Below are 25,248 nucleotides of genomic sequence, written 5' to 3' on the forward strand. Positions count from 1 at the left end.
AGGCGGTTCGTGGCGAGGCGCACGAGTGCGAACCGGGCCGGCGGTGGTAGGTTGCGAGACGACACTACTTGCCGGCCGCGGTCGACGTGACGACCGATATGTCGGTCAGCCGCACGCCGTACGGGCCGACCAGTTCCTTGACGCGGACGATGCCCGACGCGCTTGCGTCAGGCAGATCCAGATCACGGTTGCACACCGAGACCGGCGCATCGAGGCCGTTGTCCATGAATGTGACCTGGTGCCGGCAGCCCTTCGGACCGGACTCGTCCAGCGCGAAGCCGGCCTCGAAGGAGCGGGGCGAATGCGCGGTCATTCTGACCAGCGCGATGAGCGTGAAGTTGCCGAACATCATGCCCAGGCCGCCGAACATGAAAAGGCAGAAAAGGAGCTCCTTGAGGCCGCCCGCCTTTCGCAGGTCCGACGTGACGATGACGGCAAGCAGCGCGAAGGCAATGGCGAATCCGGCGACGACAGCCGAGGAACCGGGCCAGTCGGCAGGGTAGCAGTGCTTCGTCGCAAACAGGCCGACGAACATGATGACGAGCGGCGCGAGAATCAGCGAGAGAAAGGTGATTGCGTGCCATCTCTTCATTTCTTTTTTTTGTGTCGCCATCGAATCGGGAACCTGTCGCGCGAGGTGGAAGACCTCGTAAATTATGAACGACTTTCGACAGGTCCCCTGGCGACCACTCAGTGCGCGACGGGCTCCCGTTCGCCGGTCCGCGCGCCAGCCGTCTCGCCGCGCGACGCATCCGCCAGAATCAGATCCGCGCCTTTCTCCGCGACCATCATCGTCGGCGCGTTGATGTTGCCCGACGTGATGTTCGGGAACACCGACGCGTCGACGATCCGCAGCGCCTGCAGCCCGTGCACGCGCAACGACGCATCGACCACCGACGTCGCCGCGTCCGGCCCCATCGCGCACGAGCCGCACAGATGGTAGATCGAACCCGACTGCTCGCGGAAATACTGCAGCATCGCCTCGTCGGAATCGACCTGCGGCCCCGGCGAGATTTCCTCGACGGTCATCGACTTCAGCGCCGGCGCGCGCATCAGCGCACGGATCACCTTGCTGCCCTGCACGGCTTCGTCGAGATCCTTCCGCGTGGTGAGCGCGTTGACGTGGATCTTAGCGGCATCTTCCGCGCGGTTCGATGCGATCTCGATCGTGCCGCGGCTCGTCGGCCGGCACGGGTTGAACGCGATCAGGAATCCGGAGTAAGGCTCGGGCTTGATGCTCGCGCGGTCGCTCTTCGGAATCCGGTACGACAGCGGGTTGAAGTAGAGCTGGAGGTTCGGTTCGTGCGCATCGTCCGTGCCGCGGAAGAAGCCGCCGGCCTGGTTCACGCTCATCGCGAGCGGCCCGCGCTTCGTCAGCAGGTAGCGCAGCCCGATCTTCATCTTGCCGAGCAGCGTGCCCATCTCGTCGTTCAGCGTCGGCCGGTTCGCCTTGAAGTAGAAGCTCACGCACAGGTGGTCCTGCAGGTTGCGGCCGACGGCCGGCAGCGCATGCACGAGCGGCACGCGCCGGCGCGCGAGCAGCGCCTGATCGCCTACGCCCGACAACTGCAGCAGCTTCGGCGTATCGACCGCGCCGGCCGCGAGGATCACCTCGCGCGCGGCGACGAGCGTTTCGTCGCCGTGCGCGCCCGCGACGACCACGCCGGTGGCGCGCGTGCCGTCGAAGGTCACGCGCCGCACGAGCGCACCCGGGCGCAGCGTGAGGTTCGCGCGGCCCAGCGCGGGACGCAGGTACGCGAAGCTGCTGGAGCAGCGTTCGCCGTTCTTCGTGTTCAGGTCGTAGATGCCCGCGCCTTCGAACTGCGCGCCGTTGAAGTCGTCGGTGCGCGGCAGGTTCAGTTCGCCGCAGCCCTTCAGGAATTCGTGGACGATCGGATGCACGTCGGCCTTCATCGACGTGATGTGAATCGGCCCCGTCGTGCCGTGATGCTGCGGATCGGTCGCGCCGGCCGCGTGGGTTTCGAGCTTGCGGAAGTAGGGCAGCACGTCGTCATACGCCCAGCCCGGATTGCCGGCGGCCGCCCAGTCGTCGTAGTCGCTGCGCTGGCCGCGCACGTAGACCATCGCGTTGATCGAGCCCGACCCGCCGACCACCTTGCCGCGCGGGCAGTACAGCTTGCGATCGGCGAGCTGCGCCTCGGGCTCGCTGTAGTACATCCAGTTGTAGCGGCGGTTGTAGTAGGTCTTCGTGAAGCCGACCGGCACCTTGAACCAGAACGACGCGTCGCGTTCGCCTGCCTCGAGCAGCAGCACCGAGTGCCGGCCCGATTCGCTCAGGCGGTTCGCGAGGATGCAGCCGGCCGAGCCCGCGCCGACGATGATGTAGTCGTAGCTCATGTCTGTCCTTTGCGCTCAGCCCTTCGCGGGGGCGAGATCCTTCACGTCGACGGGGTGTTCGCCCATCTGCAGGTGCAGCCGTTCGCCCGTGTACGGCGTGTGGCGCCGCACGACGTCCATGTCGAGCTCGATGCCGAGGCCTGGCTCGTTCGACGGGATGATGTAGCCGTCCTCCCAGCGGATCGGCGTCTTCACGACTTCGGCATGGAAACCGCCCCACGTCATGATGCTTTCCTGGATCAGGAAGTTCGGCGTGCAGGTCGCGAGCTGGATGCTCGCGGCGGCGCCCACCGGCCCGTTGTACAGGTGCGGTGCGATCTGCGCGTAGTGCACTTCGGCGAGCGTCGCGATCTTCTTCGCTTCGAGCAGGCCGCCCACGCGCGCGACGTTCAGCTGCAGGATCGACGCGCCGCCCGCCTGCAGCAGCTTGTGGAACTCGTACTTGGTGGTCAGGCGCTCGCCGGTCGCGATCGGGATCGACGTGTGCTTCGCGACCTGCGCGATCGCTTCTTCCTGGCCGGGGGGAACCGGCTCCTCGAACCACAGCGGGTCGTACTTCTCGAGCCGCTTCGCGAGCCGGATCGCCGACGACGGCACCATCTGCCCGTGCGTGCCGAACAGCAGGTCGGCCTTGCTGCCGACGGCTTCGCGCACCTTGCGGCAGAACGTCTCGCAGCGGTCGAGCACGTCCAGCGACAGCTGGTGGCCCGAGTAGGCCGTATACGGGCCGGCCGGGTCGAACTTCACGGCGGTGAAGCCGAGCTTCACGTTTTCGGCCGCGCATTCGGCCGCGAGATCGGGATCGTCGTAGTCGTATTCGCCTTTCGCGTTCTTCGGGTACAGGTACGTGTACGAGCGCAGCCGCTCGTGGATCTTCCCGCCGAGCAGTTCGTACACGGGCTTGCCGGCGGCCTTGCCGATGATGTCCCAGCACGCCATTTCGAGGCCGCTGACGACGCCCATCATCGTGAGGTCCGGTCGCTGCGTGAAGCCGCTCGAATAGGCCTGGCGGAACAGCCGTTCGACGTGATGCGGGTCGCGGTTCAGCAGGTGGCGTTCGAACACGTCGTCGATGATCGGGGCCATCGCCTTCGGGCCGAACGTCGCCGAATAGATCTCGCCGACGCCTTCGATGCCGTCGTCGGTCTTCAGCTTCACGAAGATCCAGTACATCCCGCCGACATGCGGCGGCGGCACGGCGACGATATGGGTTTCGAGCGAAACGATCTTCATGCGGACTCCTGGATTCGGTGAATGCGGGTGAGACGGTATTTGAGGAAGGCGGCCGCGCCCGCGCCGCAGAGCGCGATGGCCGCGATATAGCCGAAATAGAGCTGGTAGCCGTGCGCGCCCGGCCAGGTCTGCGTTACGTAGCCGTTGATCAGCGGCACGAACACGTCGGGCGAATAGCCGAGCACCGAGATCAGGCCGATCGCGAGGCCGGCGCAATGCGCCGGCACCTTGCAGTCGTCGAGCAGCGACCAGTACAGGCCGCGGATCGCGTAGGTGAGGATGCCGATGAACAGCACGAGCACGACGAGCATCGCCTGCGGGCTGTGCGCGGGTGCGGCGATCAGGCCGACGAGCGACAGCGCGGCGAGCAGCAGCGCCCAGAACAGCACCGACACCTTCGATACGCGGTCGCCGAGGAAGCCGCCGCCGATGCCGCCGATCGGGCGCATCCACAGCTTGAGCGTCGTGATGAAGCCGGCCGCCGTCGCGCTGAGCCCGAAATTGCCTTCGTGCAGATAGGCCGAGAAGCTGTAGGTCGCCCAGAACACCTGGTAGCCGCAGAACACGATCGCGGCGACGAGCCACAGCTCGGGGATCGCCGCGAGCGTTTTCAGGTCGGTCAGCACGTTGCCCTGGCGGTCGCTGCCGGTGCGGCGCTTCGCGGCGGCCGCACGGTCGCTCGTGCCCGCCGGATCCTTCACCAGCGCGAGCAGCACGCCGAGCGCGATGCAAAAGAACGCGTACAGGTGCACGACGAGCCTGAAGCCGGCCGCGTCGGTGCCGCCGTGCGCCTGCGTCACGTAGGCGAACAGCGTGATCGCGATCGTCGCGAGCAGCGCCTCGACGAGCCCGCGGCCGCCGTCGAGCAGCCCGAAGAAGCGGCCCTGTTCGTCGGGGCCCGCGATCATGTTCACGCGCTTGATCACGGCCGCCCAGAACGTGAGGCCGGTGGTCAGCCCCCAGCCGCCGAAGAGCAGCACGAGCGTGTCGAACGACGGCCCGGTCGCGTAGGCGAGCCCGAGCGCGCCCGTCGCGAGCAGCGAGAAGCAGATCAGCCAGCGCGGCGACAGGCGGTCGGCGAGCCAGCCGCTCGGCAGGTAGCTGACGAGGAAGATCGTGCCGAGCGACGAGTACAGGTAGCCGAGCTGCACGTCGTCGATATGGAAGAACTGCAGCATCGTCGGCTGGTACACCTGCCGCAGATACAGCATCGGATAGATCGCGCCCGCGGCAATCACGAGCAGCAGCAGTTGCAGGTAGCGTTGCGCGCGGGAATGCTGCGACGCGTGAGCGGCGAGCGCTTCGTCTTGCAACGCGAGCGACGCCGCGGGCGTCGACGGTTGGGTCGGCATGATGTCTTCCTCCATCAGGCGTCCTTGAGGCGGACGCCTGCAGTTTTTTTATGGTCTGGTCAGGGCCGGCGCGCGGCGTGGCGTGGTGCCCTGGTGCGCGCGCCGGAAACGGTGCGTGGGTATCGCGGTGTCAGTACTTCATGACGACGAGGCGCGTCTGCGTGAATTCGAGCATCCCGTGCTTGCCGTCGTCGCCGCCGAGGCCCGAACGTTTCCAGCCGGCGTGGAAGCCCTGGTACGGATCGGCCGGCGTGCGGTTCACGTACAGTTCGCCGGCTTCGATCGCGTTCGCGACGGTCATCGCGGTGCGGTAGTGCTCGGTGTAGAGCACCGACGACAGGCCGAACTGGTGGTCGTTCGCCTGCGCGATCGCTTCGTCGATCGTCGCGTAGCGCAGCACCGGCATGATCGGGCCGAAGGTCTCCTCCTGCACGATCTCCATGTCCTGCCGCACGCCGGTGAGCAGCGTGGCCGGGTAGAAGAAGCCGGGGCCGTCGGGGATCGCGCCGCCGGTTTCGAGCGTCGCGCCTGCCGCGATCGCGCGTTCGACCATCCCGTGGATGTGCGCGCGTGCCGATGCGCTGACGAGCGGGCCCATCCGCGTGGCGTCTTCCGCGCGGTCGCCGCTGCGTACCGCGGCCATCTTGTCCTTCAGCAGTGCGACGAAACGGTCGTGCACGCTGTCGTGCACGTACACGCGCTCGATCGCCGTGCAGAGCTGGCCGCAATGGGTCGTCTTCGACGCGACGAGTGCAGCGGCCGCGCGTTCGAGATCGGCGTCGGGCTCGATGATCGCGGGCGTCTTGCCGCCGAGTTCGAGCGACGGCTTCGCGATGTTCGCCTTGCAGTAATCGAGCACCTTGCGGCCGGCGTTCACGCTGCCGGTCAGCGTGATCATCCCGACTGCCGGGTGCGTGCACAGCGCTTCGGCCGTCGCGTGATCCATCGTCAGGATGTTGACGACGCCCGGCGGGAAGCCCGCATCGTCGGCCGCCTTCGCGATCTCGAACGCGGACACCGGCGTGTGGTTGCTCGGCCGCACGACCACGGTGTTGCCGGCGATCAGCGCGGGCGCGACCTTGCGCAGCAGCGTGTAGACGGGATAGTTGAACGGGATCAGGCACGCGACGACGCCGATCGGCTCGCGCTGCAGGAACAGGTTTTCGTCGGGCGTGTCGCTCGGGATGATCTCGCCCTCGATCCGGCGTGCCCACTCGGCGTGATAGCGCGTGATCTGGCCCGCGTAGACGGCTTCGTTCGACGCGTCCTCGACGCTCTTGCCGGATTCCTGCGCGAGCGCCGCGCCGATCTCGGGTGCACGCGCGGTCAGCGCGTCGGCGAAGCGGTGCAGGTACGCGGCGCGCTCGGCGCTCGGCAGCTTGCGCCACGCTTTCTGCGCGGCGGCCGCGGCGTCGACGGCGGCGAGTGCGTCGGCCGGCGTCGCGGCCGGCACGCGCGCGAACGGCGCCTCGGTGGCGGGATTGTGGACGACGATGAACGCGTCGCTTTCCGGGGCGACGAAACGGCCGTTCACGTAATTGCGTTCGGTGCGCATGAAGTGACTCCTCCGATGAATGCAGGCGGATCGCTTCGGGTGGCGACACGCGCGGCACGGGACAGAGGCCATTCTCTTCATGCGTTTAGCGCACGACAAACGACTTATTTTCGTGCCGGGCATGAGAAAAACGCACGTTACTCGGCGAATCGGCCGGAGTCGACCGTCCGGCAAGGCTGCTGCGGTGGTGGCGGGATGGAGCGCGGGCGGCGGCCCTGTCGTATTTTCGACCGGTCAGCGTGCGGACCTGTGCGGGAGCCGGTAAGGTGTCGCCCGCGGTTGGCGGTTGGCGGCCGGCGGTCAGCGGCCAGCGGTCGGCGGCGGGAGGCGGATCGCGTGTCAGGCCAGCGGCACTTGCGGAAGCGGCGACGACGGTTCGAGGTGGCGCTTCGCGAGCCACACTTCCTGCTGCAGCCAGTCGCGGAACTGGACGATGTGCGGCAGGTTCGTCTGTTCAGGCCGCGTGACGAACCAGTACGACTGATGGCCGTCTACGTGCACGTTGAGCACCTGCATCAGCTGCCCGGTCGCCAGTTCGCGCGCGACCATGTGGCGATCGGCGATCGTGATCCCGAGGCCGTCGATCGCCGCGCGGATCGCGTGGTCGAGCAGGTCGAATTCGTAGCCGCCGCGCGTGTCGACGTCGGCGATGCCGGCGGCTTTCAGCCAGTGCTGCCAGGTCAGGTAGCGCTGGTCGTCGGTGGCGAGCACGTGCAGCAGCGTGAAGCGGTTCAGGTCGATCGGCGCGCCGTCCTGTCGCAGCCGCGCATACAGCGCGGGTGCGCAGACGGCGATATGCTGCTCCTGCATCAGCAGTGCGTTGTCGAAGCCGTCCCATTCGCCGTCGCCGAACCGGATTGCGCAGTCGAGCACGCGCGATTCGCCGAGACTGTCGTGAATGCGGGTCGTGAGGCTCAGCTCGAATTCGGGATGCGCGTCGCGCAGCCGGCCGAGCCGCGGCATCAGCCAGCGCGCGGCGAAGGTGGGCGGCACGTTCGCGCGCAGGCGGTTCAGGTGGGTTTTTTCCTGCAGGCTGCGTACGGTCAGCTCGATCTTGTCGAACGATTGCTGCAGTGCGCGCAGCAGCACGCGGCCGGCCGCCGTCAGTTCGAGCTGGTGATGACGCCGCTCGAGCAGGGTTTCGCCGAGCTGGCCCTCGAGCTGGCGAACCTGGCGGCTCACCGCGCTCTGCGTTACGTTGAGCAGTTCGGCCGCGCGCGTGAAGCTGCCGGTGCGGCCGGCCATCTCGAAGGCTTTCAGCGCGTTCAGCGCCGGCATCTTGCGTCTCACGGGGCGGTGTCGTGTTTGGTGCGGGATGCTTATTGTAGGCGGGCGGCGCGGGCGCGGGGACGATGAATGGAGGCGAACGAGGGGGCGGGCCCTCGGGGGTTTTACGGCGCGGCGGCTGGCGCGCACGGTTGTGATCGGGCCGCACGCGGGATGGACGGCGGTGACGGCCGGCAACGGCACGAACGACACTAAAGATACGAACGATACGAACGAAGGGGACACATATCATGCGACGCCTGCCATCGTTGATCGCGCTGCGATTTTTCGAGGAGACCGCGCGTCACCTGAGCTTCAACCGTGCGGCGGTTTCGCTGTGCGTGACCCAGGGGGCGGTGAGCCGGCAGATCCGGCTGCTCGAGGAAGCGCTCGGCGCGCGGCTGTTCGAGCGCGATCACAAGGGCGTGCGCCTGACCGAGGCCGGCCAGCGCTTGCTGCCGTTCATCGGGCAGGCGTTCGACACGATCGAGCGCGGCGTCGACGAAGTCGCCGCCACGCGTCCGGGTGCGAAGCGGCGCCTGACGGTGTCGCTGCCGCCGACGTTCGCGACGCAGTGGTTTTCGCCGCGGCTCGGCACGCTCGCGGAGACGCTGCCCGACGTCGAACTGTCGATCCGCACCGAGCCGGCCGACGATTGCCATTGCCACATCCGCTTCGGGCGCGCGGCGCGCGCCGGGATGCAGTCGGAGCTGCTGATGATGGAGCGGCATGCGCTCGTCGGTGCGCCGCGTTATCGCGGCGATGCGCTCGACGTGCTGCTCGGCCGGCTGCCGTCGCTGCATGTGCTGCACGAAGGCAAGCGCCTGACGCTGTGGGCCGACTGGTGCGAGCAGGCGGGCGTGCAGGTGGCGCGTATCGGCGACGGCATCGAGTTTTCCACGCTCGAACAGGCGATCCGCGCGGCGCGCAAGGGGGCGGGGCTCGCGGTGGTCGACCTGAACATGATCGAGGAGGAGATCGCCGAAGGCAGCCTCGTGCGGCTGTCGCCGGTGCAGCCGATCGGGCCGTTCGGCTATTGGCTCGATGTCGAGCCGGAGAGTGTCGCGGTCGAGCACGTGCTTGCGTTTGCCGCGTGGTTGCGGGAGCAGGTGGGGCGGAAGGGGTAGGGGGCGACCGTGGGACGCGGCTGATCGGAATGCGGGAAAAATCGGATCGGTCCACGTCGGTCACACAGTGCTTCCAACTTTGGTGTCCGTTAAAGATCGTTACCAACGCGAGACCTGTACGCTCGATGTCGAGCCGGGCCAGACGGCTTCTTCCCGTCGTTGCCGGCTACGCGTCGGGGTCGTGTCCGAAGTGCATGAGTGTCTCCCGGCGGCCGCTGGCTTCGATTTCGGCGATCGATTCGACCGGCAACTGGCACTTGGAGAGATCGATACGCCCGACGTTGAAGACGGCGCGTCGAGGCGGGGATGCCGGCATGTCGGCCGGTCGTGTGTCGTGCCCGATGGCGGTCTGGCGCATGACGCGCGCCAGGCTTCGATGGAGTTCGTTTGCGACGAGCGTATCGAGGAGTTGCCTCGCTTCGGAGACGAGAGCAACGCGATGCCGGTTCGCCGGCCGGCCCCGCTTTGCCGTGGCGCGCGCGATCCGGAATCCGGCAATCGGCGTGTGCTTTGCGTTCATTCGTAAATCCCCTTTTCGATCAGGTATCTTTGCAGCGCCTGCACCGATGTGCCGTGCGGTGCGACGTCGAATGACATCCAGCGATGTGATCCCGCCACACGCCAGAAATCTCGCCCGAATCGTGTGGCATAGAGCGCACGCAGCGACCGGAGCGATCCGTCGGCAAGACCGGCCGGCCGCCCCTGGAAATACTGGAACAACGCCGCTTCATCGCTGCACTTGTCGGGAATGGGCGCGTCGAAACCGAACCGTGGCCATGCGTAGTATCCGAGTAGCCGGCGCCCGCCCGATTTGGGCGCGGCCTTCCGGCCCCCCGCTGCGAATGCAATGATTCGGCTGATGCCCAACGTATCAGATGCCCTGACGATGCGCCACAGCATCGCCGCGCCGAGTCCCGCGATTGCGTTGTCGACGAGATCGATCGTCTTGAGTTCAAGTAGGGACGTGTCCGATTCTCGACGCACCGATACGCGGTTTTCGGATCGGATCCAGATGGTGTTCGTGACCGAGAGCGTCAACCAGCCTCTGCTGTCGAGATAGGCTTGAATCTCCGATCCGGTGGGCGCTCCGCACAACGAAACCAGCAACGCGTCGGGAACGTGACCGTCCACCCCCAGCAACGCGGAAATATCCAGACCGTTTCGTTCGACCGCGAGCCGATCGTCGAAGTACGTCGTCTCGTACGGCAGGACATGGCTGAGGTCGGCAAGGCGGGCGGGCATGGTTGCGGTCGCAAAGCGGAAAACCCCAGCATATCGCCGCGAATCCGCCGTGCAGAGTCCGCCGAACGGCCAACCGCGAGGCGGAACGCCCGCCGTCCCGCCCGCCTTACGACCAGTCGAACGTCAGCAGCGCCACGCGGCTGACCGGTTCGTAAAACAGGAGAATCCAGTCGGCGCCCGCCGCGCGATATTCCCATCCGGTCACGCCGGCGACGAAGCGAAAGCGCGCACCGTCGGGGCCGATCGGCCGGATGTCGTCCGGATCGCTGTCGTCGACCGGGAAATCCGACGTGCCCGACCAGTTGCCCCAGCCGACCGATCCGCCAAGCTGGTCGACGAGATTGCACGGCTTTTCCCGGCTGAAATCGCGCTCGTCCGGCGCGTACCGGTTGGACGAGTAGAGCACGCCGTATTCGGCGAACCGCTTGCGCGCAGCTTCGATGCTGGCCTGTTGCTCGGCGTAATGCGCCTCCAGTTCCTTGCGATAGGTTGCGTCGCGCGGGGCGGGCGGGTTTTCCAGATAGAAGTAGCGCGGGTCGCCGAGCAGCGTGTAGCGGTTGTTATCGTCGAGCCGGAACCCGATCCAGTTCGCGCGAAGATAGTCGTTGTGGTACGCGGCCGTGTCCTGCCCGACGAGCCCGTCATAAGGTTCGACCGGGCTGAGCAGGTGGATCCAGCCCTGCCACGACGGATCGACCGTCGCCAGGTCGATCGACACGAGCGGATGCAGATGGCGCGCGAGTGCGGCATCGGGCTCGGCAAAGACGTCGGTGTCCGGCGGGTAGACCTTCAGGCCGGGTTGTGGCGTGACGATGTCTTCAATCATGATCGGTGTCCGCATGGTGGGCGTTCGGCAAGGCTACACGAGTGAAGGCGAAACCCGGATGAATGCCGATGCCGCCGCAGCCTGCGTGAATCCCGTTCCGTCCATTCACCCGATCGGCCGCCGGCGCGGATCGACATTCTTCACATCCTGCACGGCGCGCGGGACTACGCGTCGATTCTGTTCTGAACGAACGCGCGCACTGCATCGCGCCCGGAATGCGCGAACCCGGCCACGGCCGGGTTCGTTCGAATCGCGATGGGCTCCGCCGGCGCGCATCGGCGGCGAGTCGAAGCGGAAGCCTCGAGCGTGACGAAGCAGGCGGGCACGCCGCCCGCCTCCCGCGTCAATGCCCCGACGCCTCCTCCAGCGTCAGATGCTTCGTCTCCGGCGCCCACGCGATCGACACGATCATCCCCACCAGCAGCACGCCCGCGAGCGCGAACATCGTCGCGTGAAAGCCGAGCGTCGCGATGCCGGCCGGCAGCAGGAACGTGCCGATCGCCGAACCGAGCCGGCTGCACGCGATCGCGAGACCCACGCCGCTCGCGCGGACTTCGGTCGGGAAACACTCGGGCGGGAACACGCCGACGAGGTTGCTGAACGCCGACATCGTCAGCGTGAAGATCGCGAACGCGACGATCATCGCGACGGCCGCCGCCGACGGCAGCACCGCGAGCGCGACGAGCGACGCGCACGTCACCGCGAACGAACCGATCAGGAAACCGCGTCGCGACAGCCGGATCGTCAGCCAGATGCCGATCAGCGCGCCCAGCACGAGGAACGCGTTCAGCAGCAGGTCCGCACCGAAGCCCTCGGCGAGGCCGATCGTCTTCAGGATCGTCGGCAGGAACGTGTAGATCGCGAAATACGGAATCACGAGGCACACGAAGAACGCGCAGTTGAAAAGCGTGCGGCGGATCAGGTCACGCTGGAACAGCCGCGCGAAGCCGGCATTCGCATGCGGTTCGGCCGAGCCGTCGAGCATCACGTGCGGCCCGAAATGCTTCGCGACGATCGCGCGTGCTTCCTGCACGCGGCCCTTGCCGAGCAGCCAGCGCGGCGATTCGGGTGTACCGATCCGCAGGACCAGCACGATCAGCGCAGGCAAGGCAGCCGATGCGAGCAGCCAGCGCCATGCGTCGGGCGTGGCGTCGCCGTACGCAAGGCCGAGCACATTCGCGGCGACATAGCCGATCGTCCAGATCACGCTGAACGAGCCGAGCAGCGCGCCGCGATGCTTGCGCGGCGAGAATTCGGCGAGGATCGCGTGGCCGACGGTGAAGTCGCCGCCCATCCCGAAGCCGATCAGCACGCGCAGTACGCACAGTTCGAGCGGCGACGTGACGAAGAACTGCGCGAACGCGGCCGCCGTGATGATCACGAAGCTCGTCAGGAAGATTTTCTGCCGGCCCATCCGGTCGGACAGCCAGCCGAACACGAGGCTGCCGAAGAAGATGCCGATCAGCGCCGAGCTGCCGATCATCCCCATCCAGAACGCGTCGATCGGCATCTGCCTGCCGAGCGCGGCGAGCGCGTAGCCGATCGTGCCGAGCGTGTAGCCTTCGGTGAAATGCGCGCCGAACGTCAGGCCGGCGATCTTCACGTGGAAACGGTTGAGCGGCACGTCGTCGAGCGCGACGGGGCGGTGCGGCGCATCGGCGCCACGCGACAGCGGCAACGCGCGCGCGGTGCCGGATTGAACGTTGGCTTGGGTCAAGCTGCCTCCTGGATTGTTATCTGGCGCGCGGCGGCGCGCGCAGGCGGCGCGGCGATGTGCCGCGAGCGTCGTGCAAGGCGCCGCGCGGCCGGGCGGCGCGCGGCGCGGGTCGACCGCGGGGAGCGGTCAGCGGCCGAGGCCGGCCATCAGCGTGTACTTGAGTTCCACGTATTCATCGAGGCCGTACTTCGAGCCTTCGCGGCCGAGCCCCGATTGCTTGACGCCGCCGAACGGCGCGACTTCGGTCGAGATGATCCCGTCGTTGACGCCGACCATTCCGCTTTCCAGCGCACCCGACACGCGCCACGCGCGGCCGAGATCGCGCGTATAGAAGTACGCGGACAGCCCGAACGGCGTATCGTTGGCCGCGGCGACGGCCTCTTCCTCGGTCGTGAAGCGGAAGCAGCCGGCGACGGGGCCGAAGGTTTCCTCTTCGGCGATCAGCATGTCGGCCGTCATGCCGGTCAGCACGGTCGGCTCGTAGAACGTGCCGCCGAGCGCATGACGCTTGCCGCCGGTGAGCGTGTGTGCACCCTTCGCGACCGCATCGGCCACGTGCCGCTCGACCTTGCCGAGCGCCGCCTCGTTGATCAGCGGCCCCTGGTCGACCTCACCCGCGAGCGCGTTGCCGATGCGCAGCGTGCGCACGGCGTCCGCGAGCTTGCGCGTGAATGCGTCGTACACGCCGTCCTGCACGAGAAAGCGGTTCACGCACACGCAGGTCTGGCCCGTGTTGCGGAACTTCGACGCGATCGCGCCCGCGACCGCCGCATCGAGATCGGCATCGTCGAACACGATGAACGGCGCGTTGCCGCCGAGTTCGAGCGACAGCTTCTTCAGCGTGTCGGCCGACTGCTTCGCGAGCAGCTTGCCGACCCGCGTCGAGCCCGTGAACGACAGCTTGCGCACGACGGGCGAACTCGTCAGCGTCTCGCCGATCGCGACCGCGTCGCCCGACACGACGTTGAACACGCCGGCCGGCACGCCCGCGCGCTCGGCGAGCACCGCGAGCGCGAACGCCGACAGCGGCGTTTCCTCCGACGGCTTCAGCACCATCGTGCAGCCGGCCGCGAGCGCGGGGCCGGCCTTGCGCGTGATCATCGCGAGCGGGAAATTCCACGGCGTGATCGCCGCGACGACGCCGACCGGCTCGCGCGTGACGACGATCTGCGCATCCGGCTTCGGGCTCGGGATCACGTCGCCGTACATGCGCTTCGCTTCTTCCGCGAACCATTCGAGAAAACTCGCCGCGTACGCGACTTCGCCGCGCGCTTCCGCGAGTGGCTTGCCTTGCTCGCGCGTCAGCAGCTCGGCGAGCGCGTCGCGATGTTCGAGCATCAGTTCGCCCCAGCGCTTCACGCGTGCGCCGCGTTCCTTCGCGGTCAGTGCACGCCACGCGGGGAACGCGTGCGCGGCTGCGTCGATGGCGCGCTGCGTGTCGTCGGCGCCGCCTTTCGCGACTTTCGCGATCGTCTCGCCGGTCGCGGGGTTCAGCACCGGATAAGTTGCATCGCTCGCGCCATGCGGTTCGTGCCATTCACCGCCGATGTAATGGCCGGTCCTCAGAAATTCGTTCATCGTGTGTCGTTCCTTCAGGGCCTCAGTCCGTCGCGAAACTGCCTTGCGCCGGACGCGACGCGCGCGCGATGCGCTTGCCGGCCGTGTAGTCGTTGATCAGGTCGCACGGCGTGTAGTTGCGCTCCAGTTCGTGCAATTCCTCTTCGGTGAGCTGCGTCTCGAGCGCGCCGAGCGCACTGTCGAACTGCGCGACGGAATCCGCGCCGACCAGCATGCTCGCGACGCCGGGGCGGCTCAGCACCCACGCCTGCGCAATCTGCGCGGGCGGCACGCCGCGGCGCTTCGCGACCTTCGCGACCGATTCCGCGATCGCGAGCGATGAGGCATCGCCGTACATCTGCGCGGTGAAGAAGTCGGTCTGGTTGCGCGTCGATTGCGGCTCGCAGGTCAGCAGGCCGCGCGCGAGCGGGCTGAACACCGACACGCCGACGCCCTGGTCGATGCAGTACGGCACCATCTCGCGCTCCTCCTCGCGATACGCGAGGTTCAGCTGCAGCTGCATGTTGATCGGCTTGTCCCAGCCGTGTCGTTCGCAGGCCTGCATGATTTTCGCGAACTGCCACGTGTACATCGTCGATACGCCGATATAACGCGCCTTGCCCGCGCGCACGATGTCGTGCAGCGCGCTCATCGTTTCCTCGACGGGCGTGTTCACGTCGAAGAAGTGCAGCATGAAGATGTCGACGTAATCCATCCCGAGCCGCGTCAGCGAAGCGTCGATGCCGTCGAGCACGTGCTTGCGCGAATGGCCGCCCGCGTTCGGGTAGCTGCCCATGTCGTAGCCGACCTTGGTCGTCACGACGAGCTCCTCGCGGCGCGCGTTGCGCTTCAGGATGCGGCCGACCACTTCCTCGCCGACGCCCGTCGAATAGAAATCGGCGAGATCGATGAAGTTGACGCCGGCGTCGAGCGCGCGGCGCACGATCGGCTCGCTCTGCGCTTCGTCGAAGATCCAGGGTTTCCAGTCGGGGGTGCCCATGTTCATCGTGCCGAGACACAGGCGGGACACCTTCAGGCCGGACTGGCCGAGGCGGACGTATTCCATGCTTCCTCCAGGTGCGGCCTTGTGTCGGCCGCTTGTCGTCTTCAGTTTTTCTTCGGGGTGTAGAACGGGTTCGACACGTCGCGCGCGGCGGCGAATACCGTGTCGCGATGCGGCAGCCCTTCCATCGCGGCGACGATCGCGGTGCGGCACGCGCGATAGTTGTTCTCGAACACGGCATCGAGATCGTCGGTCTGCGGGTTCACCCAGTTCGCCGACACGACGACCCAGTCGTTCTCCGCTTCGGGCGGCAGCGTGCCGTTCTCGAGCGCTTCGGCGACGGCCTTCGCGATGCCGGCCTGCGACGCGCCCCACGTGGCGTTGCCGTGGAAATCGCCGGCGATCTGCGCCTTGTTGACGTACAGCGTGAGCGGCTTGGTCGGCACGCCCGGCTGCGCGATCACGACGAACGGCGCATGGCCGGCCGATGGCGTCGCGAGGGCCGTGGCGAACGCCTGGCCCGCGGGGCCGTTGCGCGGGCCGACCAGCACGTTGATGTGCGCGAGGTTGACGCCGGGGCCTTCGAAGCCTTCGCCGATGTAAAGCTGCCTGGGTTGGGATGCGGTCATTGCGATGTCTCGTCGATGAGGTTGGGTGTGAGGCGATTGTGGTGGGCCGCGGCGCGGCCGGTGAATCGATGTTTTCTGATCGGGCTATGAGTTTTCGTCGTCTCCGGGAATGCCCTGGGCCCGTCACGCGGACGCCCGCCGGGCGGGCCTCGGCCGGTGTCGTGACGGCGGGCGGGGCGGGATCGGCGGGTGGGCATTCGCGTACCGGCTCCGGGTTTGTCATACCCGGGCAGGGGTTGGAGGGCCGGGCGCATCCGGACAACAATCGGCGTACTCCGAGCCCTATCTTTCGTCTTCCCTTCTTTTTTCGAAAGCGAGTAATTCCGATGGCTGCCATTCAAAGGCCCGATTGGTCGAAGCTCAGTTCGCTCGATCCGGAACTGATCCGGGCGTTCGTCGCCGTGGTCGAGAGCGGCGGTTTCACCGCGGCGGCCCGGCAACTGCATCGCACGCAGTCGACGATCAGCCTGCGCATCCGCACGCTCGAGGAGCGGCTCGACACGCATCTGTTCATGCGCAACAGTCGACGGCTCGAACTGTCACGCGACGGCGAGAATTTCCTGATCCATGCGCGCCGCATCATCCAGGTGCAGAACGACGCGATCCTCGCGCTGAAGCAGGCGAGCAGCGATCGCGGCGTCGTGCGCTTCGGGCTGCCGGAGGACTACGCGGAGCTGTGGCTGCCCGACCTGCTGAAGTCGTTCTATGCGATGCGGCCGGGCGCGCGCTTTCACGTGCATTGCCGCACGTCGCTCGAACTGCTCGAACGGCTGCAGGCCGGCGAGCTCGACGTCGCGCTCGTCGTGCGGCACGGGCCGAACGCGGGCGGGCGGCTGCTCGGCCGGCACGATGTCGTGTGGGCCGCGCACCGCGATTTCGTGCTCGGCCCGCAGGCGTCGGTGCCGCTCGCACTGTTTCCGGAGACGTGCTGCTACCGGCAGCGCGGGCTGCAGGCGCTCGCGACGGCCGGGCGGCCGTATCACGTCGTCTATACGAGCCAGAGCCCGACCGGCATCAAGATCGCGGTGAACCACGGCGCGGCCGTGACGATGATCGACCGCTGCACGCTGCCCGAGAACTGGCGCGTGCTCGACGAGACGGACGGGCTGCCGCTGCTGCCGGCGGCCGATCTCGAACTGCATCGCTCGCCGGGCATCTGCGATCCGCTGACCGACGATCTGGTGTCGCTGATCGAATCGATGGTCGACGAGCGGCGGCGTGCGTCGCTCGAAGCGTTCGCGTAGCGCGGCGGCCGACGCAAGGCGTGATGGGCTCGAACCGTGGCGGGCGGCGTGCGGTCGCGGCGCGCGCATCGCGACCGCACGGCCGGCGGCCATGCCGCTGGCCGCTGGTCATTGACGTGTTGTGTCCCCGTGCCGTTTTTTGCACGGACGGCCCGTTTTTTTGCACGACGTTTATGCGGTCTCTTCTAAGCTGGGGACGTGTCGAACAGCCGAGACGGCTTCCGTCCGCTCCATGACCTTCATTCATCCCGTTCCCGCCTTCGATGTCGCCGGCCGCCAGTTGCGCGCCGGCGCACCCGACAACGTCATTCCGTTCCCGCCGCCGCGCCCGCGCCTGCAGTTGCCCGTCACGCTGACGGCCGACTCCGGAGAACACGCGCATGCACGGCTCGCGGCGCTGCTGCATTCCCCGCTCGGCGTGTACGTCGTCAGCGCGCGTGCCGTGCGCGACGTGGTCCACGTGCACTTCGACATCGCGCCGGAAGACCTGGATTTCACGCTGCACTTGCTCATCGCGCAGCAGGCCGATGCGGTGATCGGGCCGGTCGCGCGCCGGTTGCGCGTCGGGCCGAAGGCACGGTGAAGTCGGGAACGGCTGTTGCTCGTGGGTTGTGGTTCGTTCCTTGATGGCTTGTCCGATCCGCCGTCCGATCGCCGGTCGCCGTGCTGTCCGCCCTCAGGCGGCGGACAGGCGCGCGATGCTGCGTGCGCGGCGCCGATCCTGCATGCGGAGGAGTCATGGATCTATTGGAAGCAGTACCTGTCGTGCAGCCGGCAAACGGCCGGGTACGGACGGCGTCGCTGCCGTCGGGCCAGCAACTCGCGCGTCAGCTCATGACGACGGTGCGCGTGGCCGAAATGCTGTTGCATCAGGCGATCGTCGTGCCCGACCGGCATCAGTGGTCGGTGGACACCGAGCGGGTCGACGCGGCCGGCGGGCCGCTCGCGGCGTGGGAGCGCGACGTGACCTGGCGGATCGGCAAGGTGTTCGCCGCGACGGTCAGCCCGGCCGCGCGCGTCAACGATCGCGACCAGGTCGCGGTCGAGATCCGGCTTTGCCTGCCCGAACAGGACTACGTGGCCGGGCGGCGCGTGAGCACCTTCGGCCGCCGCCACGGCAACCGCTTCGGCGCGACGCTGTCGGTCGCGTCGGGCGCGCAGTGGGGCTGGCAACGCGCGGAGCACGTCGCACCGGAACACACGCAGGTATGCGGCGATACGCTGGAGGCGCTTGTCGATCGGGTGGCCGCGAACGTCAACGCGGCACTGGGTGCGGCCGGATTCGGCGCGATGCGCTGATCACGCGTCGCCGGTCTGCCCGGTCTGACGCTGCAGGTCTTCCATCAGCTGTTCCGCGAGAAAGTCGCACGGCGGCCGCTTCGATTTCGTGCTGCGCGCGAGAATCAGTTCGAGCGGCGGCAGGTCGGGCAGCCCGTGCGCGCGGCCGAGCATCGACAGTTGCGCGGGAATCGCGCAGCGCGCGAGCGGCGCGACCGCGAGGCCGGCCTCGACCATGCTGAGCAGCCCGAGCAGGCTCGGGCTTTCATAGGAAGTACGGTACGGCACCTTCGCGCGTTCGAGGCTGCGGATCGCGTTCTCGCGCGCGACGCTGCCCGGCATGAACACCGCGATCGGCAGCGGCCGCTCTTCCCACACGCGCGGCCCGTTCGTCATCGCGGCCCACGCCATCGGCTCGTGGCGGATGAAGTCGCCGGACAGCCCCTTGATGCGCGTGCCGCAGACGAGATCGACGGTGCCTTCCTTGATCAGCGGCGCGAGCGCGCTGCTCGGCAGCCCCATCACCTGGATCTCGACCTTCGGGTAGGTCGCCGAGAACTTCTTCAGCACCGACGGCAGCAGCGACGACGCATAGTCGTCCGGCACGCCGATCACGACCTTGCCGGTCACTTCCGGCCGCACCACGGCCGCCCACGCCTCGTCGCGCAGCGCCAGCATTCGTCTGGCGAATCCCAGCAGCACCTCGCCTTCACGCGTCAGCACGATGCTGCGCGGCTTGCGCACGAACAGCGGCCGCCCGATCGCGTCTTCCAGGCTCTTGATCTGCATGCTCACGGCCGACTGCGAACGGTTCACGGCCTCGGCCGCGCGGGTCATGTTGCCGGTCTCCGCGACGGCGACGACGGTAGCCAGCACGTCGTGATCGAGCATCTTCATGGGTATCAGGAAAACTGAACGTAACGATCAACATTATGCGTTTTTATTGTTGCTGTGTGTCTGCCATAGTGCGATCACGCTGACGTTTCGCCCGAGGGCGGCGCGGCGTTCGGGCCGGACGATCCGGCGTGCGGGACTGAACAGGGAAGCGTGGTGTATCGATGATGGACCATCCGTTGCGCGCCGCGCTGGCCGCGGAATTACATGCCCGGCCGTTCCTGCGGCTCGCCGAAGCCGTGTCGCTCACGCATTACGCGATCTACGCGGACGGCCAGCCCGACATCCACGAAACGCTGCTGCACGCGCTGTGCCGCGATACCGGCATCGCCGCGCCGCACGAAGGCGCGACGCACTACGCGGTGCAGTCGCCGAGCGGCTGGCACCTGAAGTGGGAGCGCCACACCGAATTCTCGACCTTCACGTTCGTCGCGCCGCGTCGCGACACCGGTTATTTCGACGATCTCGCGATCGAGGGCATTCCGGCCGCGTGGTTCGCGCGGCTCGCCGGCATCCGCTTCGTCGCGGTGCGCATGGAGCTGCTCACGGGCGACGCCGCGCGGCTCGTCTGCGGCGACCTGCGCCGCTGGATCGACGGGCCCGCGCTCGTCGGCAGCAACGTGCTCGGCGGCGGCAAGGTGTTCTGCGACTGGCATGTGCGCGACGACGGTTTCATGCGCTTTCTCGTCGTCGACGAGGATTTCCGCGAGGAGCAGGGCGGCCGCCTGCTGCAGCGCCTGCATGAAATCGAGACGTACCGGATGATGGCCCTGCTGGCGCTGCCCGTCGCGCGCCAGATGAGCCGCGAGCTCGACGAGATCCACGCGGCGCTCCATGCGCTGATGCAGCGGATGGACGCGAGCGGCGCCGACGGCGACGACACCGCGCTGCTCGTCAAGCTCACGCATCTGGCGGTGCGGGTCGAGTCGCTGTCGGGATCGGGCGCGCGCTTCAGTGCGTCGCGGGCGTACGAGAAGCTCGTGCTGGCACGCATCCACGAGCTGCGCGAGGAACGTATCGAAGGGATGCCGACGATCGCCGAATTCATGGAGCGGCGTTTCGCGCCGGCGATGGAAACCTGTCGCAGCGTATGGGCACGCCACGAACAGATCGCCGCACGGATCGCACGGGCGGTCGACCTGCTGCGGACGCGCGTGAATCTCGCGCAGGAAAAGGACGTAACGCGTTTGCTGGCGGGGATGGAGCGCACCGCGCGCAACCAGCTGCATCTGCAGCACGCGGTCGAGGGGCTGTCGGTGGCCGCCATTTCGTACTACGTGCTGTCGCTCGCGACGGCGGCGTTCAAGGCGCTGCACGTGATGAACCTGCCGGTCGATCCCGAACTGGCGGAAGGCCTGCTGATCGCGCCGGTCGTGTTCGCGGTGATTCACATCACGCGGCGCACGCGCGCGCAGCTGGCGCGATCGGAGGCCGCGCATGACGACGCACATGACGGCGCGGCGGTGCATGCGGCGGCGTTGAAGCAGGTCGGTTAGAACATCGAAAACTTGATCAGGTAAAGGAGTGGAGATGACTTTTTCGCAGAAGCAACCGGAGTTCTACAGCGGTTTCGATGCCGCGTTCGACGAACCGGCACCGGACGACGCGGGCGTGCCGGAGGCCGCGCGCGTGACGTCGTATCAGGCCGTGCTGCAGGAGCCGATGACGTCGCTCGTCGGGAATACGATCGATCGGCCGGACGTCGCGGCGGTGGCGATTCTCGGTTACAACTGACGCAGCGCCGGGCGGGTGGGCTGCGCAGGCCCTTCCCGATCACCCAGCGGCACGCATGCGCGGCATCGTCGGGTATGCCACCCATCGGGCGTCGATCTTGCGGCCGGGTAGAAAGTGAAACTCGATATAACCGTCGCGCCGGTTCGGCAAAGCCGGCACGGCGACGTCGGTTTCGACGATGTCGGGCGCCTGGTTCCGGGCGTCTTCTTCAGGCGTCAGATCGTACGTGATCCTGACGTGCCAGGTCTTCTTGCCGCGCGGCACGCTCATGCAGCACATCGTGCCGCCCCCGCCGCCGAACTGGCGCGCGTGCACGCTGCCCGCGCCGAAGCCATCCACCACGAAACTGTAGACACCACGATCGGTGTAGTTGAATCCCACGACGCGATACGGGCCGTCGGCGCGCGTCTGTGCGTGGATCCACCAGGCCGCGCCCGCCAGCAATGCCGCGGCGGCAACCGGGTTGAGTATCAGGCGGCGTAGCAGGTTCGGCATGTCGGTTTTCCAGTGAGTCGGTTCGGCGGCACGATCGGTCGCCGGTAGCGCCGGGGCGCGTGCCGTGCACCCCGGCGGCCGAGGTTATCGCGCGCGTCTGACGGCCCCCGCTCCGTGCGCCAGCGCCAGTTCGACGAACGCGCGCGCGGCCGCGCTCCGGTATGCCTCCTTTCGTTGCAGCAGCGCGGCCGTGCGCCGCAGGACGGCCGGATCGAGCGCGACGGCGACGAGATCGTCGTGCCCGCTCGCGATCGTCGCGGGCAGCAGCGTCGCGAGGTTCGTGCGGCGCACGATCTCGATCACGGCTCCCAGCGAATTCGCTTCCATCGACACGCGCGGCCGCACGTCGTGTTCGCGGAAATAGCGATCGATCTGCACGCGTGTCGCGAACTCGGCCGTGAGCAGCACGAGCGGCGCGTCGTGCAGCGCGCGCAGGCCGGCCTTGCGTTTTCCGGCGAGCGCATGCCGGCGGTTCACGACGAGCGCGAGCGTTTCGACCAGCAGCGGTTGCGCTGCGATATCGGCCGTCTGCACCTCGTCGAACGCGATGCCGACATCGAGCTCGTCGTCGACGAGCAGCGCCTCGATGCGCTCCTGCGACATCTCGCGCACCGACAGCGACACCTCCGGATAGCGGCCGTGAAACGCCTCGACCAGCGGCCCGACGAGATAGCTCGTGAAGGTCGGCGTGACGGCGATCCGCAACGAGCCGCGGCTGAGATCCTGCACGTCGTGAATGGCACGCCGGCCTTCCGCGAGATCGTGCAGCGCCTGCCGCGCATAGCGGAAATACACGTCGCCGGCGTCGGTCAGCCGTGTCACGCGCCCGGTGCGGTCGAACAATTGCGCGCCGAGCGTCTCCTCGAGCTGGCGGATCTGCTGGGACAGCGCGGGCTGCGACACATGCAGCGCGGCGGCCGCGCGCGTGAAGCTGCGATGCTCGGCGACGGCGAGGAAGTAGTGGATATGGCGCAGCAGCATGGCGATTCCTATAAGTCCTGCTTATCCGGTGGATCATAAATCAGTCTTTTACCTTATTGGAAGCCCGGCGTAACCTGCTCTTCATCGATTCCACCCGCACCGGAGAACACGCGATGAAGGACATCATCGAAGGCTTCCTGAAGTTCCAGCGCGACGCGTACCCGGCGCGCGCCACGCTGTTCCGCGATCTCGCGCGCAGCCAGCATCCGCGCGCGCTGTTCATCTCGTGCTCGGACAGCCGGCTCGTGCCCGAACTCGTCACGCAGCGCGAACCGGGCGACCTGTTCGTGATCCGTAATGCCGGCAACATCGTGCCGTCGTACGGCCCCGAGCCGGGCGGCGTGTCGGCGTCCGTCGAATACGCGGTGGCCGCGCTGCGCGTGACCGACGTCGTGATCTGCGGCCATTCCGATTGCGGCGCGATGACCGCGATTGCCACCTGCCAGTGCATGGATCACATGCCGGCCGTCGGCCACTGGTTGCGTTATGCCGATTCGGCGCGCGTCGTGAACGAGGCGCGCACGCACCGCAGCGAACGCGAGCGGATCGACTCGATGGTGCGCGAGAACGTCGTCGCGCAACTGGCGAACCTGAAGACGCACCCCGCCGTGCGGCTCGCGCTCGAAGAAGGGCGGCTCGCGCTGCACGGCTGGGTCTACGACATCGAATCGGGCTGCATCGACGCTCATGACGGCGCGACCGGCCGGTTCGTCTCCCTGGCGGACCATCCCGAGGTCCGCGCCACGCCCGCGACGCTTCCCGTCGCGGCCTGAATCGCTCCCACCCCACCACGAGGAATTGCCATGATCCAGTCCCAGCACAGCCAGACCGCCCGCCACGCGCTCGCGGAGACCGTCGTTCTCGCGAAAGCGCGCAAGAACCTGTCGTTCGCGCAGCTCACCGAAGGCACGGGCCTGAGCGAAGCGTTCGTGACGGCCGCGCTGCTCGGCCAGCATGCGCTGCCGGCCGATGCTGCGCGCAATGTCGCCGACAAGCTCGGCCTCGACGACGACGCGGTGCTGCTCCTGCAGACGATCCCGCTGCGCGGCAGCATCGACGATCGCGTGCCGACCGACCCGACGATTTACCGCTTCTACGAAATGCTGCAGGTGTACGGCACGACGTTGAAGGCACTCGTACACGAGAAGTTCGGCGACGGCATCATCAGCGCGATCAATTTCCGGCTCGACGTGAAGAAGGTCGACGATCCGGAAGGCGGTTCGCGCGCGGTGATCACGCTCGACGGCAAGTACCTGCCGACCAAGCCGTTCTGACGCCGGCGTGGCGCTGCGGCAGCGGTGCCGCGCAGGTTCCCGCCCGACGAGCATCGGCCGGTTGAAGCCGCCGCACGTTCCCGCCATGCCGTTTCAACGAGGACGCAGCCATGGATTTTGTGAAACGCACGATCGATCTTGCGATGAAGAACGTGGAAGAGGGCGGCCGCCCGTTCGCGACGGTGATCGTCTGCGACGGCGAGATCGTCGCGGAGAGCCCGAACCTCGTCGCGCAGACCAGCGACCCGACCGCGCACGCCGAGATCCTCGCGGTGCGCGACGCGTGTCGCAAGCTCGGCACCGAGCACCTGACCGACTGCGAGATCTACATTCTCGCGAGCCCGTGCCCGATGTGCCTCGGCTCGCTGTACTACTGCAGCCCGAAACGCGTGGTCTACATCACGACGCGCGAGGACTACGCGCCGTTCTACCGCGACGACCGCAAGTATTTCGAGCTCGACACGTTCTATGCCGAATACGCGAAGCCGATCGAGGAACGCCGGTTGCCGATGGTGCAGCAGAAGCACGGCGGCGCGATCGACGTGTACCGGCGCTGGAAGGAACTGAACGCGAAGTGACGTGACCCGCGCGGCGCCCAGGCCGCGCGTTGCAGCCGCCCGGCTGCTCGTTTTCCCCACCCTCCGTTTCGTCTTCCGTGTCATCCGGCGGCGCCCGTGCCGCCGGGGCGCCCGCGCTGCCGCGCGAGGCGGGTCGTGCCCCCGTTTTCCCGCCTTCCCAAACATCGATCCCGTTCAATGTCCGGAACGGAAATCCGCGATCCAAAAGGTTTTTGACGGGTTTAAAAATTCGCACTGGAGACGACGAAAACGTGCGGAAAGCCCGATGAAAACCGATGAAATCTTCATGACAGCCAGCGGGGTGGCCGCGGTCGTTCGCGACTGATCGCCATCGATCGCCGTGCGTTTTCCCTGCCTGTTTCGTTGCGCCATTCGTTCCGGACGAGGAATCGCTCGATCCCTCTCCGCCAGCACCGCTCGACTGCCGCCGGTCGCGCTTGACGCCTGAGATTCGCTTACCTGCTTGAAACGGACCATCATGAAACGGGATTCATTCAGTACACCTGATGCGATGCATCGACCGACGACGAACATGCTCGAGCCGAACGACGCCTTCGTGCGCATCGAAAATGTCGTGAAGAAATTCGGCGACAGCACGGTCGTCGACAACGTGAACCTGACGATCGCGAAGAACGAGCTGTTCGCGCTGCTCGGCAGCTCGGGCTGCGGCAAGTCGACGCTGCTGCGCATGCTCGCCGGGCTCGAGACGGCCACCTCCGGCAAGATCTTCGTCGACGGCGAGGATCTCGCGTCGCTGCCGCCGTACCGCCGCCCGGTCAACATGATGTTCCAGTCGTACGCGCTGTTCCCGCACATGACGGTCGAATCGAACGTCGCGTTCGGCCTGAAGCAGGAAGGCACGCCGAAGAACGAGATCCGGGAACGCGTGGCCGACGCGCTCGCGC

Annotated in this window: 27 protein-coding genes; 10 read left to right on the top strand and 17 right to left on the bottom strand. The window is 67.3% G+C overall.

Features of this window, described 5'->3' with window-relative positions; genetic code table 11:
- Positions 1-64: 64 nt before the first annotated feature.
- From DPV79_RS16500 to DPV79_RS16525, 6 genes are all read right to left on the bottom strand, one after another.
- Positions 65-613, bottom strand: coding sequence for a hypothetical protein (locus tag DPV79_RS16500; protein ID WP_133295672.1), 549 nt, complete (start codon positions 611-613; stop codon positions 65-67).
- Between the two features lie 77 nt (positions 614-690).
- Positions 691-2,358, bottom strand: coding sequence for a GMC family oxidoreductase (locus DPV79_RS16505; protein ID WP_113045937.1), 1,668 nt, complete (start codon positions 2,356-2,358; stop codon positions 691-693).
- Positions 2,359-2,373: 15 nt separating this feature from the next.
- The gene (locus tag DPV79_RS16510; protein ID WP_021160525.1) at positions 2,374-3,591 is read right to left on the bottom strand and encodes a mandelate racemase/muconate lactonizing enzyme family protein; all 1,218 of its coding nucleotides are present in this window, start codon (positions 3,589-3,591) and stop codon (positions 2,374-2,376) included.
- Positions 3,588-4,943, bottom strand: a complete 1,356-nt coding sequence (locus tag DPV79_RS16515; protein WP_113045961.1) for an MFS transporter — start codon at positions 4,941-4,943, stop codon at positions 3,588-3,590. Before DPV79_RS16515 ends, DPV79_RS16510 begins: the two co-directional genes overlap by 4 nt.
- 130 nt (positions 4,944-5,073) lie before the next feature.
- Positions 5,074-6,498 (bottom strand): aldehyde dehydrogenase, encoded by a 1,425-nt coding sequence (aldA, locus tag DPV79_RS16520; RefSeq protein WP_113045938.1) that lies wholly within the window; start codon positions 6,496-6,498, stop codon positions 5,074-5,076.
- 339 nt (positions 6,499-6,837) lie between these two features.
- Positions 6,838-7,776: a LysR substrate-binding domain-containing protein gene (locus tag DPV79_RS16525; protein WP_011356424.1), complete on the bottom strand. Its 939-nt coding sequence runs from the start codon at positions 7,774-7,776 to the stop codon at positions 6,838-6,840.
- A 239-nt stretch (positions 7,777-8,015) separates the two neighbouring features.
- On the opposite strand from DPV79_RS16525, the gene DPV79_RS16530 reads away from it, so the two are divergent.
- Positions 8,016-8,891: a LysR substrate-binding domain-containing protein gene (locus DPV79_RS16530; protein WP_059709310.1), complete on the top strand. Its 876-nt coding sequence runs from the start codon at positions 8,016-8,018 to the stop codon at positions 8,889-8,891.
- A gap of 166 nt (positions 8,892-9,057) precedes the next feature.
- Here the strand turns inward: DPV79_RS16530 and DPV79_RS16535 are convergent, their stop codons facing one another.
- The 7 genes from DPV79_RS16535 to fae form a co-directional block, all read right to left on the bottom strand.
- Complete coding sequence (locus DPV79_RS16535) at positions 9,058-9,411, bottom strand: hypothetical protein (RefSeq protein ID WP_113045939.1); 354 nt, start codon at positions 9,409-9,411, stop codon at positions 9,058-9,060.
- Positions 9,408-10,133 carry a hypothetical protein gene (locus tag DPV79_RS16540; RefSeq protein WP_113045940.1) on the bottom strand — a complete coding sequence of 242 codons (726 nt, stop codon included), beginning with the start codon at positions 10,131-10,133 and terminating at the stop codon, positions 9,408-9,410. Before DPV79_RS16540 ends, DPV79_RS16535 begins: the two co-directional genes overlap by 4 nt.
- A gap of 106 nt (positions 10,134-10,239) precedes the next feature.
- Positions 10,240-10,959: a hypothetical protein gene (locus DPV79_RS16545; protein WP_063806545.1), complete on the bottom strand. Its 720-nt coding sequence runs from the start codon at positions 10,957-10,959 to the stop codon at positions 10,240-10,242.
- Positions 10,960-11,302: 343 nt separating this feature from the next.
- Positions 11,303-12,637: an MFS transporter gene (locus tag DPV79_RS16555; RefSeq protein WP_225723415.1), complete on the bottom strand. Its 1,335-nt coding sequence runs from the start codon at positions 12,635-12,637 to the stop codon at positions 11,303-11,305.
- Between the two features lie 165 nt (positions 12,638-12,802).
- Entirely contained in the window at positions 12,803-14,254 is a 1,452-nt protein-coding gene (locus DPV79_RS16560; protein WP_113045941.1) for an NAD-dependent succinate-semialdehyde dehydrogenase, read from the bottom strand.
- Between the two features lie 22 nt (positions 14,255-14,276).
- The gene (locus DPV79_RS16565; protein ID WP_113045942.1) at positions 14,277-15,299 is read right to left on the bottom strand and encodes an aldo/keto reductase; all 1,023 of its coding nucleotides are present in this window, start codon (positions 15,297-15,299) and stop codon (positions 14,277-14,279) included.
- Between the two features lie 41 nt (positions 15,300-15,340).
- Positions 15,341-15,865, bottom strand: a complete 525-nt coding sequence (gene fae, locus DPV79_RS16570; RefSeq protein ID WP_113045943.1) for a formaldehyde-activating enzyme — start codon at positions 15,863-15,865, stop codon at positions 15,341-15,343.
- 326 nt (positions 15,866-16,191) lie between these two features.
- Here fae and DPV79_RS16575 point away from each other — a divergent pair, with 326 nt between their 5' ends.
- The 3 genes from DPV79_RS16575 (at position 16,192) to DPV79_RS16585 (ending at position 18,408) form a co-directional block, all read left to right on the top strand.
- Entirely contained in the window at positions 16,192-17,109 is a 918-nt protein-coding gene (locus tag DPV79_RS16575) for a LysR family transcriptional regulator (RefSeq protein WP_027789893.1), read from the top strand.
- A gap of 232 nt (positions 17,110-17,341) precedes the next feature.
- Complete coding sequence (locus tag DPV79_RS16580; protein WP_113045944.1) at positions 17,342-17,692, top strand: hypothetical protein; 351 nt, start codon at positions 17,342-17,344, stop codon at positions 17,690-17,692.
- Between the two features lie 155 nt (positions 17,693-17,847).
- Positions 17,848-18,408, top strand: a complete 561-nt coding sequence (locus DPV79_RS16585) for a hypothetical protein (protein WP_113045945.1) — start codon at positions 17,848-17,850, stop codon at positions 18,406-18,408.
- Here DPV79_RS16585 and DPV79_RS16590 read toward each other — a convergent pair whose 3' ends face one another.
- Entirely contained in the window at positions 18,409-19,284 is an 876-nt protein-coding gene (locus DPV79_RS16590) for a LysR family transcriptional regulator (RefSeq protein WP_021160509.1), read from the bottom strand.
- Between the two features lie 161 nt (positions 19,285-19,445).
- On the opposite strand from DPV79_RS16590, the gene DPV79_RS16595 reads away from it, so the two are divergent.
- Both DPV79_RS16595 and DPV79_RS16600 read left to right on the top strand, forming a co-directional pair.
- Positions 19,446-20,777 carry a DUF3422 family protein gene (locus tag DPV79_RS16595; protein WP_113045946.1) on the top strand — a complete coding sequence of 444 codons (1,332 nt, stop codon included), beginning with the start codon at positions 19,446-19,448 and terminating at the stop codon, positions 20,775-20,777.
- Between the two features lie 34 nt (positions 20,778-20,811).
- Positions 20,812-21,015, top strand: coding sequence for a hypothetical protein (locus DPV79_RS16600; RefSeq protein ID WP_021160507.1), 204 nt, complete (start codon positions 20,812-20,814; stop codon positions 21,013-21,015).
- A gap of 39 nt (positions 21,016-21,054) precedes the next feature.
- Here DPV79_RS16600 and DPV79_RS16605 read toward each other — a convergent pair whose 3' ends face one another.
- Positions 21,055-21,510 carry a DUF3304 domain-containing protein gene (locus tag DPV79_RS16605; RefSeq protein WP_113045947.1) on the bottom strand — a complete coding sequence of 152 codons (456 nt, stop codon included), beginning with the start codon at positions 21,508-21,510 and terminating at the stop codon, positions 21,055-21,057.
- Positions 21,511-21,594: 84 nt separating this feature from the next.
- On the bottom strand, positions 21,595-22,491 hold the full coding sequence (cynR, locus tag DPV79_RS16610) for a transcriptional regulator CynR (RefSeq protein WP_113045948.1): 897 nt from the start codon (positions 22,489-22,491) through the stop codon (positions 21,595-21,597).
- Between the two features lie 113 nt (positions 22,492-22,604).
- Here cynR and DPV79_RS16615 point away from each other — a divergent pair, with 113 nt between their 5' ends.
- The 3 genes from DPV79_RS16615 (at position 22,605) to DPV79_RS16625 (ending at position 24,343) form a co-directional block, all read left to right on the top strand.
- Positions 22,605-23,264, top strand: coding sequence for a carbonic anhydrase (locus tag DPV79_RS16615; RefSeq protein WP_027789886.1), 660 nt, complete (start codon positions 22,605-22,607; stop codon positions 23,262-23,264).
- A 30-nt stretch (positions 23,265-23,294) separates the two neighbouring features.
- Positions 23,295-23,765, top strand: coding sequence for a cyanase (cynS, locus tag DPV79_RS16620; RefSeq protein WP_021160503.1), 471 nt, complete (start codon positions 23,295-23,297; stop codon positions 23,763-23,765).
- Positions 23,766-23,875: 110 nt separating this feature from the next.
- On the top strand, positions 23,876-24,343 hold the full coding sequence (locus DPV79_RS16625) for a nucleoside deaminase (RefSeq protein ID WP_113045949.1): 468 nt from the start codon (positions 23,876-23,878) through the stop codon (positions 24,341-24,343).
- Positions 24,344-24,517: 174 nt separating this feature from the next.
- On the opposite strand, the gene DPV79_RS42105 is transcribed toward DPV79_RS16625, so the two are convergent.
- Positions 24,518-24,907 (bottom strand): hypothetical protein, encoded by a 390-nt coding sequence (locus DPV79_RS42105; RefSeq protein ID WP_165843519.1) that lies wholly within the window; start codon positions 24,905-24,907, stop codon positions 24,518-24,520.
- On the opposite strand from DPV79_RS42105, the gene DPV79_RS16630 reads away from it, so the two are divergent.
- Positions 24,855-25,248 (top strand): ABC transporter ATP-binding protein (locus DPV79_RS16630; protein WP_244321765.1); only part of this gene is annotated, 394 nt, incomplete at its 3' end. The genes DPV79_RS42105 and DPV79_RS16630 overlap by 53 nt on opposite strands.

This window comes from Burkholderia reimsis, assembly GCF_003294055.1.
Classification (GTDB): domain Bacteria; phylum Pseudomonadota; class Gammaproteobacteria; order Burkholderiales; family Burkholderiaceae; genus Burkholderia; species Burkholderia cepacia.